Origin of the sequence: Streptomyces sp. Isolate_45, assembly GCF_024721315.2 — a bacterium.
Lineage (GTDB): Bacteria > Actinomycetota > Actinomycetes > Streptomycetales > Streptomycetaceae > Streptomyces.
The window spans coordinates 1-15,068 of sequence record NZ_JANFAK020000020.1; the positions used below are offsets into that span (position 1 = coordinate 1).

Annotated in this window: 1 protein-coding gene; it reads right to left on the reverse strand. The window is 73.0% G+C overall.

The genetic code is table 11. The annotated features are described in order from the left end of the window. Positions 1-292 precede the first annotated feature (292 nt). Positions 293-15,052 carry a non-ribosomal peptide synthetase gene (locus NOD94_RS09610; protein ID WP_281205366.1) on the reverse strand — a complete coding sequence of 4,920 codons (14,760 nt, stop codon included), beginning with the start codon at positions 15,050-15,052 and terminating at the stop codon, positions 293-295. Positions 15,053-15,068 lie beyond the last annotated feature (16 nt).

The window sequence follows — 15,068 nt, forward strand, 5'->3', positions numbered from 1 at the left end:
AGCAGCACCAGGAAGGCCACGTACCCGATCCAGCGCGGCCAGCCGGCCAACCGACGGCGCACGACGCCCGGGGTACGAGCCTGTCGGGGTAGGACCGGGCTTTCGGTCACCTGTGTCATGGTGCTGCCTCCTTGGTGTTCTGAAATCCAGCATTCCTTGCGGGGGGGCCGGCGCACATCTGCCGAACGGCAGACCCGGGGCCGCCCGTGGAAGGCGGCAGCAGGAGGGCCCGACGCCCGTCCGCGCCGAGGCGGAGGGCGCCGGGACCCCGTCGTCCGGTGATGCCCCGCGGTCAGTCCCGCGCGGCGCGGAGCCTGTCCTGGAGGGCGCGGCCGATCTCGGCGACCGGTCCGGTCTGGAGCAACTGCCGGTGTTCGCAGTCGACCTCGACGACTTCGATGCCGCCGCTCACGTACGGGCGGAGGCCGGCCACCGAGTGCTCGGCCTTGTCGTCGGGGTGGTCGTCGTCCCGGGTGGCGACGAAGAGCAGCACGTCGCCTTCGAAGACGTCGGGCACGTAGTCGACCGTCAGTCCCCAGTTGTTGTTGTTGACCGCTCCGATCCGCAGGATGTGCTCGTCGTCGAAGGTCGCGAGCGCGCTTCCCTCCTCGCGCAGGACGGCCATGACCTCGTCGTACCGCAGCTGTTCGTCACCGAACATCCCCGGATCGCGTCCGACGAAGTCCAGCAGGGCCAGGAGGACCTTCTGTTCGTCGGCGGCCACGTACTCACCACCGAGGTCCTCGGACTTGACCGGGACCTGGTCGAGGTTGGCCAGCAGGGCGACCGTCCGGCCCTGCCGCTGGAGCTGGACGGCCACCTCGTGGGCCAGCAGCGCGCCCATCGACCAGCCCACCAGGTGGTAGGGGCCGGAGGGTTGGACCTCCAGGATCCGTTCCACGTAGTGCTCGGCCATCTGCGGTATGGACGTGGGCAGTTCCTCGGTGGCTGTCAGGCCACGGGCCTGGATCCCGTAGATCGGACGGTTCCCGTCGACGTACCGCATCAGACCCGAGTACATCCAGCTGACGCCACCCACCGGGTGCAGGCAGAACAGCGGGGGCTCCTCCCCTCCGGTACGCAGCGGCAGCACCACGTCGAAGGAGTCCTCCTGCTGTCCGCCGGACCCCATCAGGTCCATGAGGGCGGCCACGGTGGGGGCCTGGAAGACCGCCCGGTTGGACAGTTCGACGCCGAACACCGAGCGGATCCGGCTGGTCAGCTGGATGGAGACGATGCTGTCGCCGCCGAGTTCGAAGAAGTTGTCGTCGATGCCGATCCGGTCGAGCTTGAGCAGTTCGGCCCAGAGCCGGCAGAGCAGCTCCTCGCGCGGGTTGCGCGGTCCCCGGCCGCCGGCCGCGGGGCCGAAGTCCGGGGCGGGCAGGGCCTTGCGGTCGATCTTCCCGTTGGCGTTCAGGGGGAGGTCCTCAAGGACCACGAACGCCGACGGGACCATGTAGTCCGGCAGCCGTTGCGCGACCGCGTCGCGCAGTCCGGCGGTCGGGGCGCCTGCGGTCGGGACGACGTACGCGACCAGCTTCTTGTTGCCGGGCTGGTCCTCCCACACGGTCACCAGGACCCGGGAGACCTCCGGTCGGTCCTCCAGGGCCGCCTCGATCTCGCCGAGTTCGATGCGCAGGCCGCGGATCTTGACCTGGTGGTCGGCCCGGCCGACGAACTCGATCTCGGCCGCCTCGTTCCGGCGCACCACGTCGCCGGTGCGGTACATGCGCTCCCCCGCCGTCCCGAACGGGTCGGCCACGAATCGTTCCGCGGTCATGCCGGGCAGTCCGAAGTAGCCGCGCGCCGTGCCGGCGCCCGCCAGGTACAGCTCGCCGGCCACACCGGCCGGCACGGGACGCAGACGGTCGTCCAGCACGTAGGCGCGCTGGTTGTCCATCGGACGGCCGATCGGCACGTTCCGGCCGGTCCGGTACGGGGCTCGCAGGGGGTGGCAGGTGGCGTACACGGTGGTCTCGGTGGGTCCGTAGACGTGCACCACCCCGGTGTCCGGGCAGGCGTCGAGCACCCGTTGGAAGGCGGCCGGGGAGACCTGTTCGCCGCCGGTCCAGACCTCGGTGAGCCCGCCGAACACGGACGGGTCCTCCTCGGCCACCAGGTTGAACAGCGCCGTGGTCATGAACATGGCCGTGAGGCCCTCCTCCGCGACCAGCGTGCGGAGCCCGTCCGCGTCGAGCTGACCGGGGGGTGCCACCACGATCCGGCCGCCGCCCAGCAGGGGTGCCCACATCTCGTACGTCGAGGCGTCGAAGGCGTGCGGCGAGTGCAGCAGGACCCGCTCGTGTCCGGTGGTCCACCGGGCGTCGGCCGCGAGGGCGACGACGTTGCGGTGGGTGATGCCGATGCCCTTCGGCTTACCCGTGGACCCGGAGGTGTACATGATGTAGGCCAACCGGTCGGGGTGCTGCGCCACCTCGGGCGCGGTGGTGTCGTACCCGTCCGCCGGGCCGGATCCGTCGAGGGGGTCGACGGTCAGCACCTCGGCGTCGTGGCGAAACTCCACTCCGGCCATCGCCCGGTCGACGAGGAGCACCCCGCACCGGGTCTCCTCGACGATGCCCTCCAGGCGCGGCACCGGATGCCGGGCGTCGAGCGGTACGTACGCCGCCCCCGCCTTCAGTACCGCGAGGGTGGACACCACGAGGGCCACGGAGCGTTCCTGGAGGATCGCGACCCGGTCGCCCGGGGTGACACCCGCGTCGATCAGCCGGCGGGCCAGGGCGTTGGCGCGGGCATCGAGTTCCGCGTAGTCGAGGCGTTCTCCGCCGCCGACGAGGGCGAGGGCCCGCGGGGTGGCGGTGGCGCGCGCCTGGAACAGGGCGGGGACGGTGTCCTGCGGGAAGTCCCGGGCGGTGTCGTTGACCTCGCGCAGGAGGGACTCCTCCCGCGCGGAGAGCAGGTCGAGCGCGCCGACGGGCGCGGCCGGGTCGGTGACGGCTCCTTCCAGCAGCCGCACCAGGCGGTCGGCGAGGGCCTCGGCCGTGGAGCGGTCGAAGAGAGCGGTGCCGTACTCCAGGCGGCCGCCCAGGACGGTCGTCCCGTCGGGCAGCCGCTCCTCACCGAAGTGGAACGAGAGGTCGAACTTGGCGACCTCCGCGTCGGTCGGCCGCGGTGCCAGGGTCAGGCCGGGCAGCACCAGGTCGGCCTCCTCGTTGTTCTCCAGGCTGATCGCGACCTGGAACAGGGGGTTGCGGGACAGCGTGCGGACCGGATTGAGCTCCTCCACCAGCCGTTCGAAGGGCACGTCCTGATGGGAGAAGGCCGCCAGGTCCGTCGCCTTGACGCGCTCCACCAACTCCAGGAAGCCCGGGTCGCCCGAGAGGTCGGTGCGCAGGACGAGGGTGTTGACGAAGAAGCCGACGAGTTCTTCGAGGGCTTCGTCGCCTCGGCCGGCGACGACGGTGCCGAGCGGGATGTCCGTACCGGCCCCGAGGCGGTGCAGCAGGGCCGCGACGGCGGCGTGCAGCACCATGAACAGGCTGGCGCCGCTCTCGGCGGCCAGCCGGTGCACCTCTCGCGAGAGCTCCGCCGGGATCTGCAGCGGCACGTGCCCGCCGGCATTGCCCGCTTCGGCGGCGCGCGGCCGGTCGAAGGGGAGCTCCAGTTCCTCCGGCAGCCCGGCGAGGGCGGTGCGCCAGTGGTCGAGCTGTCGTCCGAAGGCGCTGTCGGGGTCGTTCTCGTCGCCGAGGACGCGCCGCTGCCACAGGGCGTAGTCGGCGTACTGGACGGGCAGCGGCACGAACTCGGGTGCGCGGCCGTCGACGCGGGCCGCGTAGGCGGTCCCGAGGTCGCGGGCCAGGGGGGCCAGCGAGGAACCGTCGCCGGCGATGTGGTGCAGGACGAGCACCAGTACGTGCTCGCGGGGGGCCGACCGCAGCAGGCGGGCGCGCAGCGGGAGGTCCTGGCTCAGGTCGAAGTCCGACACCGCGAACGTGCGGATTTCCTCGTTCAGTTCGGTCCCCGTCACCCGGAGGGTGTCGAGGGTGAACGCGTGGCCTCCGGCGGGGAGGATCCGCTGGCGCGGTACGCCCGCCTCGGCGGGGAAGACGGTGCGCAGGCTCTCGTGGCGGTCCACGACGTCGGCGAGCGCCTCCCGCAACGCGGGCTCGTCCAGTTCGCCGAGCAGCCGTACGGCGAGCTGGATGTTGTACGAGCCGGTGGTGTCCGAGACGGAGTCGATGAACCACAGCCTGCGCTGGGCGTGGGACAGCGGGATCACCTCCGGCCGTTCCACGGGGGCGAGGCGCCCGCGCGCCGCGGCGGCGTCGGTCAGTCGGGCGGCGAGTGCCGCCACCGAGGGCGCCTCGAACACCGCGCGCACGGGCACTTCGGCGCCGAAGGCGGTACGGATCCGGTTGACGAGCCGGGTCGCGAGCAGCGAGTGGCCGCCCAGGTCGAAGAAGCTGTCGTCGATGCCCACGTCCGGTACGCCGAGGACATCGGCGTACAGGGCGCACAGCACCGTCTCCCGTTCGTCGCGCGGGGCCCGCCGTCCCGCGGTGCTCGCGTACTCGGGGGCGGGCAGGGCCTTGCGGTCGATCTTCCCGTTCGCGGTGAGCGGCAAGGAGGCGACGGCCAGCAGCGCCGAGGGCACCATGTAGTCCGGCAGTTCGCCGCTCAGGTACTCCTTCAGCGCACCGGTGTCCACGGCGCCCGCGGCGCCGACCACGTATCCGACGAGGCGCTTGTCGCCGGGCCGGTCCTCGCGGATGATCACCGCTGCCTGGGAGACGTCCGGGTGGCGGGACAGCCGGTCCTCGATCTCGCCGGGTTCGATGCGGAAGCCGCGCAGCTTGACCTGCTCGTCGGCGCGGCCGACGAACTCCACGACGCCGTCGCCGCTCCACCGGGCCAGGTCGCCGGTGCGGTACATCCGGGCGCCGGCGGGGCCGAACGGGTCGGCCACGAACCGTTCGGCGGTGAGGGCCCGCCGACCGGTGTAGCCGCGGGCGAGGCCGGCGCCCCCGATGTACAGCTCGCCGGCGACCGATACCGGGACGGGGCGCAGCGCCGCGTCCAGGACGTAGACCCGCATGTTGTCGAGCGGCCGTCCGACGGGGACGTGGGCCGGTACGGGCTGGTCCGTGGCGATGACGTGGCCGAGGGCGAAGGTGGTCGTCTCGGTGGGGCCGTAGCCGTCGGCGACGACGGTGTCGGGGCAGGCCTCGCGGACCCGGCGGACCGCCGCGGCCGGTACGACGTCGCCGCCCGTCCACACCTCGCGGACGCCTGCCAGGGAGCCGGGTGCCTCTTCGGCGACGAGCCGGAACAGTCCGGCGGTGAGCCAGAGTCCGGTCACCCGGTGTTCGGTGAGGACCCGTTCCAGGCCGGCGACGTCGAGTTCCCGCGGCGGGGCGACGACCACGCAGCCGCCGGTGAGCAGCGGGACCCATACCTCGTAGGTCGAGGCGTCGAAGGCCGTCGGGGAGTGCATGAGCACCCGTCGGTGGGCCTCGCCCTCCCAGCGTCGGTCGAAGGCGAGTTCGACCACGTCCCGATGGGTGATCTCCACGCCCTTCGGCAGGCCGGTGGATCCGGACGTGTACATGATGTAGGCGAGCTGGTCGGGGAGGACGGTCACCTCCGGCGCCCCGGCCGGCGCGTCCTCGTGCGCGGGCAGGACGTGGACGCCGAGTTCCGCGGCACGTGCGGCCAGCGCGCGGTCGGTGACGACGACGGGGGCGCCCGTGTCGTCCATGACGTGCCGCAGCCGCGTCACCGGGTCGGTGTCGCGCAGCGGCACGTACGCACCGCCCGCCTTGAGGACGGCCAGCAGTGCGACCGGGAGGTCGGCGGAACCTTCCATCAACACGGCGACGGGCGTCTCGGTGCCCACTCCGAGCGCGGCGAGCCGGCCGGCCAGCCGGTCGGACCGCTCGTCGAGCTGCCGGTAGTCGAGGCGTTCGGCGCCGAAGACGACGGCCGGGGCGTCCGGGGTACGGGCGGCCTGGGCCCGGAAGAGTTCGGCGACGCTGCCCGACGGCACGGCGCGGGTCGTGTCGTTCCATGCCACGAGCAGGGTGTGGCGCTCCGCGGCGGACAGCGGGTCGAGGGCGTCGACGAGCTGACCCGGATCGGCGGCGAAGCGTTCGAGGATCAGCCGCAGCCGCTCGGCGAGGGCGGCGGCTGTCCCTTCGTCGAACAGGTCGGCCCGGTAATCGATCTTGAGGGTGATCAGCTGCCCGTTGTCCCTGGCGCCCAGTGCCAGCGGGTAGTGGGTGCCGTCCTGGATCTGGGCGTCGACGACACCGATCCCCGCGGCGGTCTCCTCCAGGGTCTCCGCGTCGACCGGGTAGTTGCTGAACTCGGTGGAGGTGTCGAAGAGCGCTCCGGTGCCGGCGATCCGCTGGATGTCGGTGAGGCCCAGGTACTTGTGCGGCAGCAGTTCGTACTGCTGCTCCTGGAGCCTGGAGAAGAGGGCCAGCAGCGAGTCGCCCCGCTCGACGCGCACCCGTACGGGCAGGGTGTTGATGAAGAGGCCCACCATCGACTCGACTCCGGGCAGGTCGGCCGGGCGGCCGTTGACCGTCTCCCCGAAGAGCACGTCGTCGCGGCCGGTGAGGCCGGAGAGCAGCAGGCCCCAGGCGCCCTGGATCACGGTGTTCTTGGTGAGTCCGTGGCGGCGCGCCTGCTCGGTGAGGGCGGCCGTCGTCGCGGCGGGGACCTCCACCTCCAGCACCCGCGGGCGCATCGGGGCGCGGGCCGGGTCGGCGGGGGCGACGAACGTGGGCTCGTCGACCCCGTCGAGCGTCCGGCGCCAGGCCTCCTCCGCGGCGGTGCGGTCCTGGCCCGCGAGCCAGGCCAGGTACTCCTTGTACGGGGTGACGCGCGGCAGGGCCGAGTCGTCGCCGCCGGTGCGGTAGAGCTCGAAGAGTTCGGCCGACAGGACCGGCCCGGACCAGCCGTCGAACAGGATGTGGTGGCTGGCGAGCATCAGACGGTGCGCCTCGGCACCCGACTTGACGAGGGTGAAGCGCAGCAGCGGCGCCCGGCGCGGGTCGAAGCGTTCGGCCAGCGCCCGCGAGGTCAGCCGGTCCAGCTCCCGGTCGCGTTCCGCCGCGTCCAGCGCGCTCAGGTCCACCTCGCTCCAGGGCAGCTCCACCTCGCGCGGGATGACCTGGAGGGACTGGCCGGAGGCACCGGGCCGGAAGGCCGCCCGCAGGTTGTCGTGCCGGCGGAGCAGGGCCTCGGCCGCCCCGCGCAGCGCGGCCGCGTCGAGTTCTCCCCGCAGTTCGAAGGCGAGGAGCGTGGTGTAGATGTCGGCCCCCCGCTCGTCGTAGAGCGCGTGGAAGAGGAGACCTTCCTGGAGCGGGGAAAGGGGCAGCACGTCGCTGATCGCGCTCTGGGCGGATTCCAGCCGTTCGATCTCGTCCTGACCGAGCGTGACGAGGGTGAGGTCGGACGGGCTGAGCCCACCGGCTCCCTGCGTGCCCTCGGCGTGCAGGACGAGGGCCTCCAGGGCCCGGAACCAGGTCTCGGCGAGGTCGCGGACGTCCTCGTCGGAGAAGAGCTGCTGGGCCCAGATCCAATGGGCGACCAGGTGCGGGCCGTCGGGGTAGGTGACGGCCGTCGCGGTGAGGTCCATCGCGTGGGGCAGCGCCATGGCCGCGTCGGCGACGCCCGAGAGGTCGTGGTCGACCTCCGGCCGCCCGGTGGGGGCGGCCTCCTCTGCTACACCCAGCCGTCCAAGGTAGTTGAAGCCGAGCTGGGGCTGCGCGTACCGGCCCAGGACCTGCGCGGTCTGCGGGTTGAGGTGGCGCAGCAGGCCGAAGCCGATGCCGTTGTCCGGCAGCGCCCGCAACTGCTCCTTGATCCGCTTGACGGCCCGGCCGGCCCCCGGGCCGCCCGCCCACAGCTCGTCGGACGGTGTTTCGCCAGGGGTCAGGCGCAGCGGGTAGAGGCTGGTGAACCAGCCCACGGTGCGGGAGAGGTCCACGCCGTCGGCGATCTCCTCGCGGCCGTGTCCCTCCAGGTCGATCAGGACGTCCGCTCCCCCGCCGCGCCCGGACCTCTCCCGCCAGTCGATGACGGCCAGCGCCAGCGCGGTCAGCAGGACGTCGTTGATCCCGGCGTTGAACAGGGCGGGAATGCGGCCCAGCAGGGGCTGGGTCAGGGCGGCGGGCAGGTTCAGGCTGAGCGCGGCCGCCGTACCGAAGGTGTCCCGGGCGGGGTCCAGCGGCTGGGGGGTCAGCAGCGGATCGGGTCCGTCGAGGATCCCCCGCCACAGCGCGAGCTCCCGCATCCGGTCCGGCTCGCCGGCCAGTTCGGTCAGCTGCTGCGCCCAACGGCGGAAGGAGGTGCCGACCGGTTCCAGCAGCACCGGCCGACCCGCCGTCAGCGCCTCGAAGGCAGCCTCCAGGTCGGGCAGCAGGATCCGCCAGGACACGCCGTCGATGACCAGGTGGTGGGCGACGACGGTCAGCCGGCCGGGGGCGTCGCCGCCCGCGTCGAACCAGACGCACCGGACCATCGCCCCGGCTCCGGGATCCAACCGGCCCTGGGCCGCGGTGATCTCCCGGGCGGCGCGGTCATCGAGCTCCGCGTCCGTCAGGCCGGAGGCGATCAGGGCGGCCGCGTCCACGCGGTGGACGAGGTCCTCGGCCCGGACCGTGCCTGCCGGGGCGGTCTCCATCGACCAGCCGAAGTCGTCCCCGATGCGTGACAGGGTCATCCGCAGGGCGTCGTGGTGGTCGAGGACCGCCTGCAGCGCCGCGGCCACCAGTGCGGCGTCCGCGCCCGCGGGAACCGGGAGGGACATGGTCTGGTTGAACTGGTCGATGGCTCCGCCGCGTTCACGGATCCAGTGGATGATCGGCGTCAGCGGAACGTCACCGACCCCGTCTCCCGCGACGGGCGCCGGAGCGGCATCCGTCTCCCGAGCCGCCTCCACCACCGCGACGAGGGCCTCCACGGTCTTCGCGGCGAAGACGTCGCGCGGGCTGAAGTGCAACCCGGCCCGGCGGGCACGGCCGACCAGTTGGATGGTGAGGATGCTGTCGCCGCCGAGCGCGAAGAAGCTGTCGTCGACGCCGACCCGCTCCACGCCGAGGACCTCGGCGTAGAGCGCCGCGAGGGTCTCCTCCGCCTGCGTGCGCGGCGGGCGCGAAGCCTCGTCGGCGTGGAACTCGGGGGCGGGCAGGGCCTTGCGGTCCACCTTGCCGTTCGGGGTCAGCGGCAGCCGGTCCAGCACCACGAACGCCGCCGGCACCATGTAGCCGGGCAACGCGCCGGCGACGTGGTCGCGCAGTACGGCCGGGTCCGCGGTGCGTCCTTCGGCGGGCATCACGTGAGCGACCAGCCGCCGGTCCCCGGGCCGATCCTCGCGCACCCCGGCCACGGCACGGCCGACGTCGGCGTGAGCGTTCAGCACTTCCTCGATCTCACCGAGCTCGATCCGGAAGCCCCGCAGTTTCACCTGGAAGTCGGTGCGGCCGAGGTAGTCGATCCGTCCCCCGTCGGTCCAGCGCACCAGGTCGCCGGTGCGGTACATCCGGGAACCCCCGGGGCCGAACGGGTCCGCCACGAACCGCTCCGCCGTCAGTGCCCGGCGGCCGTGGTAGCCGCGTGCCACCCCGGCCCCGGCGATGTACAGCTCACCGGCCACACCGGGCAGGACCGGGCGCAGCGCCGCGTCCAGGACGTACACCCTGGTGTTGGCGACCGGCCCGCCGATGGTGACCGGCTCGGCGGCGCCGATCTCGGTGCCGGTGGAGTAGACCGTCGTCTCGGTGGGGCCGTACAGGTTCGTCAGCGTGCCCCCCAGCCCGCACAGCCGGCGGGCCAGGTCGGCGGGGAGCGCCTCGCCCGCCGTGACCTTGTGCAGCCCGCGCAGCGCGTCGGGGACGGCGCTCTCCAGCACGTGCCACAGGCTCGGGGGCGCCTCCATGACGGTCGTCCCGGTCCGGGCGATCAGGGCGGCCAGCTCGTCGGGGTTCTTCACCGTCTCCGAGCCGGCGAGGACCACCGCGGCGCCGTTGAGCAGCGGAACGAAGAGCTCCATGACCGCGATGTCGAAACTGACCGTGGCCAGCGCGGCCAGCCGGTCCGCCGGGGTGACCCCCAGCCGCTGCTGCACCGCCGCCAGCAGGTTGCTCATCGCACCGCCGGGTACCACGACGCCCTTCGGCAGGCCGGTGGAACCCGAGGTGTAGATGACGTAGGAGGCCTGCGAGGGCAGCCGCGTCAGGCCCGGCGCCGTGGCCGGGTACGCGTCCAGTCCCGCGCCGGCGATCTCGTCCTCGGTCAGGGTGAGGACCGGCGCGGCATCCTCCAGCATGTAGGCGATCCGGTCCGCCGGCAGCGTGGGGTCGACCGGCACGTAGGCCGCCCCCGCCTTGAGCACGGCCAGCAGGGCCGCGACCAGGTCGGCGGAGCGGGGCAGCAGTACGGCGACGAACGTCTCGGGTCCTGCCCCGCGTGCGCGCAGCCAGTGGGCCATCCGGTTCGCCCTGGCGTCGAGCTCCCCGTAGGACAGTTCCCGGTTCTCGGTGATGAGGGCGACCGCCTTCGGGGTCCCGGCGGCCCGCGCCTCGAACAGCTCGGTCACCGAGCCGGCCGGGAACACGGCCTCGCTGTCGTTCCACTCCACCAGCAGGCGCCGGCGCTCGGCCCCGGTCAGCAGGTTGAGGTCCGCGACGGGCCGCTCGGGATCGGCCGCGAACGCCCGCAGCACACCGAGGAAGCGGTCGGCGACGGCGAGCAGCCGGTCCCCGTCCAGCAGGTCCGGTCGGTAGGACCAGTCCACCGTGATCCGGTCACCGCGCTGGGCAGCCAGCAGGGCCAGCGGGTAGTGGACGGCGTCCCGCACCTCGGCGTCGACGACGCCGAGCTCCTGCGCGGACTCCCGGAGCGGCTCGGACTCCACCGGATAGTTCTCGAACACCACGAGCGTGTCGAACAGTTCGCCGGTCCCGGCCAGGCGCTGCACGTCGGCGAGTCCCAGGTACTGGTGGGCCATCAGCCGTGACTGCTGCTCCTGGAGCCGTTGGAACAGCCCGGCCAGCGTGAGGGTGTGATCGATGTCCAGCCGCACGGGCAGGGTGTTGATGAACAGGCCGATCATGCCCTCCACCCCGGCGAGCTCCGGCGGGCGGCCCGAGACGGTGGCGCCGAACACCACGTCGTCGCGGCCCGTCAGCGCCGAGAGGACCAGGCTCCACGCGCCCTGCACCAGCGTGTTGACCGTCAGGCCGTGCCAGCGGGCCGCGTCGGTGAGTGCGACGGCCAGATCGTCCGGGATCTCCGTGCGCCGACGCTCGGGCACGGCGGGTTCCCCGGCGCCGTCCGCCGCGGGCGCGATGAGGGTGACCTCCTCGATGCCGGCCAGCGCCGCGCGCCAGGCCTCGTCGGATGCAGTCCGGTCCTGGGCGGCCAGCCAGCCCAGGTACTCCTTGTACGGGGTGACGGGCGGCAGTGCGCTCCCGTCGCCGCCGCGCCGGTACTCCCCGTACAGCTGGAAGAGGTCCCGGACGAGCAGCGGCATCGACCAGCCGTCGACGGCGATGTGGTGGACGGTGAGGACGAAGCGGTGCCGGTCGCCGCCGAGCCGGATCAGTGTGCAGCGGACCAGCGGCGGCCGGGACAGGTCGAAGCGCAGCGCCCGGTCCTCGGCGAGCAGGGCGTCCACCCGCTCGGCCGCCTCCTCCTCGCCGAGATCACTGAAGTCGACCTCCGACCAGGGCAGTTCCGCCTGGACGGGGACCACCTGGAGGGTGCGGCCGGCCGCGCCCTCGACGAAGTGGGCGCGCAGGTTGTCGTGGCGGCGCAGCAGGCCGCGGGCGGCCCGGTGCAGGACGGCGGCCTCCACGGGTCCGTGCAGTTCCAGGACGGACTGGATCGTGTAGACGTCCGAAGCCGATTCGTCGAACGAGCCGAGGAAGTGGAGGCCCTCCTGGAGCGGGGAGAGCGGGAGGAGGTCCGCGAGCCCGGTGGGGGCCGCTTCCAGCTGCTCGATCTCGCCCTGCGAGACGGTGACCAGCGGCAGGTCCGAGGGGGTGAGGCCACCGGCGTCGGGGCGCGCGGCGTGCGCGGCCAGGGCCTCCAGCGCCTCGAACCACAAGCCGGCGATCTCGCGGACCTCGGCCTCCGCGAGGAGTTCGCCGGACCAGGTCCAGGACGCGACGAGGCGCTGCCCGTCGGGGTGCTCCACGGCCGCCGCGTTCAGCTCCAGGGTGTAGGCCAACGGCATCGCCCCGTCCGCGGCGCCCGTCAGGTCACGGACCCGGACGGTGTCGGCGCGGGCGACGTCATCGGCATCGGCGCGACCCAGCCGGCCGAGGTAGTTGAAGCCGATCTGCGGTTCCTCGTACCCGGCCAGCTCCGGGCCGGTCAACGGGTTGAGATGGCGCAGCAGTCCGTAGCCGATGCCCTTGTCGGGGACGGCCCGCAGCTGCTCCTTGACCGCCTTGAGGGCGGCGCCGAGGGCCGGGCCGCCGGACCACGGTTCGTCCTGCGGTGCCGTGCCCGGATCGACCGCGACCGGGTGCAGGCTGGTGAACCAGCCCACCGTGCGGGACAGGTCGAGCCCGTCGGCGATCTCCTCGCGCCCGTGGCCTTCGAGGCCGACCAGGACGGCGGAGCCGTCGCCGCGTCCGCGTTCCCGCCGCCAGCGGGCCACCGCCAGGGCGAGGGCCGTCAGCATGGCTTCGTCGGGGCCGGCCCGGAACAGCGTCGGGACCCGGCCCAGCAGGGACTCCGTCACCGCGGCGGGCAGGGTCACGGACAACTGCCGGGCGACGCCCACCACGTCGCGGGCGGGGTCGGTCCGGCGGCCGGCCAGCAGGGGGTCGTCGGTGGACAGCACCGAACGCCACAGGTCCAGTTCGCCCGCGCGGGCCTCGGAGCGGGCCTCCTTCGTCAGCTCCCGGGACCAGCGGCGGAAGGAGGTGCCGACGGGGTCGAGGCGTACCGGGGCGCCGGCCAGGAGCGCGGAGAAGGCGGCTCCCAGGTCGGGCAGCAGGATGCGCCAGGAGACCCCGTCGACGGCGAGGTGGTGGACGACCAGGGCGAGCCGGCCCTCGGTGTCCGGTCCGGCGTCGAACCAGACGGCCTGGACCATCCGGCCCTCGGCGGGTGCGAGCCGTTCCATGGCCGCCCGTACGTGGGCGGCCGCGGCGTCGTCGTCGCCGGGTGCCGCGCGCAGGACGCAGTCCTGTGCCCGGACCGAGCCGGGGGCGGTGACGTCCAGCTCCCAGCCGTGGGCGCCGTCGGTCAGTCGCAGCCGCAGGGCGTCGTGCCGGTCGAGGAGGGCCTGTACGGCCGTGCGGACCCGGTCCTCGTCGAGACCGGCGGGGACGGGAACCGTCATGGTCTGGTTGAAGCGGTCGACGGGACCGCCCTGGGCCTGCTGCCAGTGCATGATCGGGGTGAGCGGTACCGGTCCGGTCCCGTCGTCGGCGACGGCGGGCGCGGGCCGGCCGGCGACGGCGAGCGCGGCGAGCCGGGCGACGGTCCGGTGCTCGAAGATCTCCCGCAGGCTGAGCGTGATGCCCGCCTTGCGGGCGCGGTGGGCGAGCTGGATGGAGCTGATGGAGTCGCCGCCGCGCTCGAAGAAGCTGTCGTGGACGGAGACCGATTCGACCCCGAGCACCTCGGCGAACAGCCCCCTCAGGACGGCCTCGCGCTCGCCGTCGGGCTCGCCGGAGCCGGGGATGTCCGCGTCCCGCGCGGGAACCGCCGCGACGGGGGCGGCGGGCCCGGCCAGGACGAGGCGGGCGCGGTCGGCGTCGGTGAACAGCGGCACGGATCCGACCGGCTGACCGGGGTCGGTCGCGAAGGCCCCGAGCACGCGCAGCAGCCGGTCGAGGATCTCGCGTCCGGCGCCGGTGGCGAAGAGGTCGGTGCGGTGGTCGAGGCGGACCGTCATCCGCTCGCCCCGTACGGTCCCCTCCAGGTTGAGGGCGTAGTGCGTGGCGTCCACGGTGGCGGCCGCGACCGCGCCGATCCCCGCCGCGGAGTCCTGCAGGGTGTCGGTGTCGATCGGATAGTTCGCGAAGATCGTGATGGCGTCGAACAGCGGGCCGCTGCCCATCAGCTGCTGGATCTCCGCCAGACCGAGGTGCTTGTGGGCGAGGAGGTCGGCCTGCTGGTCCTGGAGGCCGCGGACCTGGTCGCCGAGCGTCAGCGCGGCATCGACGCGCAGCCGCACGGGCAGGGTGTTGATGAAGAGGCCGACCATCTTCTCGACGCCGGACAGCTCCGGCGGCCGGCCGGAGACGGTCTCGCCGAAGACGACGTCGTCGCGGCCGGTCAGCGAGCCGAGCACCATGCCCCAGGCCGTCTGGACCACGCTGTTGAGGGTGAGGCCCAGCGACCGGGCCCGCTCGATCAGCGCCGCCGAAAGCCGCGGGGGAACCTCTTCGATGAGGGTCGCGGGCAGGGCGACGACCCCGGCTCCGTCGCCGGCCACCAGGGTCGGCTCGGTACCCGCCAGGGCCCGCTTCCAGGCCAGCTCAGCCTCGGAGCGGTCCTGCCGGCCCAGCCAGCCGAGGTACTCCTTGTACGGGATGACCGGCGGCAACTGCTCGGTGTCGCCGCCGTTGTTGTACAGCGCCATCAGCTCACCGAGCACCAGCGGCATGGACCAGCCGTCGAGCAGGATGTGGTGGGCGGTGAAGACGAACCGGTACTCCTGCTCCGCCAGCCTGATCAGCGAGAACCGCAGCGGCGGCCGGGAGAGGTCGAACTTGCGGGTGCGGTCGGCGTCGAGCAGGCGCTGGAGCTCCGTCCCGCGCTCGCCGGGCTCGACACCACTGATGTCGGTCTCGGACCAGTCGGGTTCCGCGTCACGAAGGATGACCTGGACCGGCTCGCCCGACGCACGATTGCGGAACGAGGCCCGCAGGTTGTCGTGGCGGCGCAATACACCGGTGACCGCTTCGCGCAGTCCGGCCACGTCGAGGTCGCGCCGCAGGTCGAGCGCCATCTGAATGACGTACACGTCCGCGCCCTGCTCCTCGTAGAGGGCATGGAAGAGCATGCCCTTCTGGAGCGGGGACAGCGGCCAGATGTCGACGAATCCAGCCTTCGTCACTTTGCTGTTTCCTTTC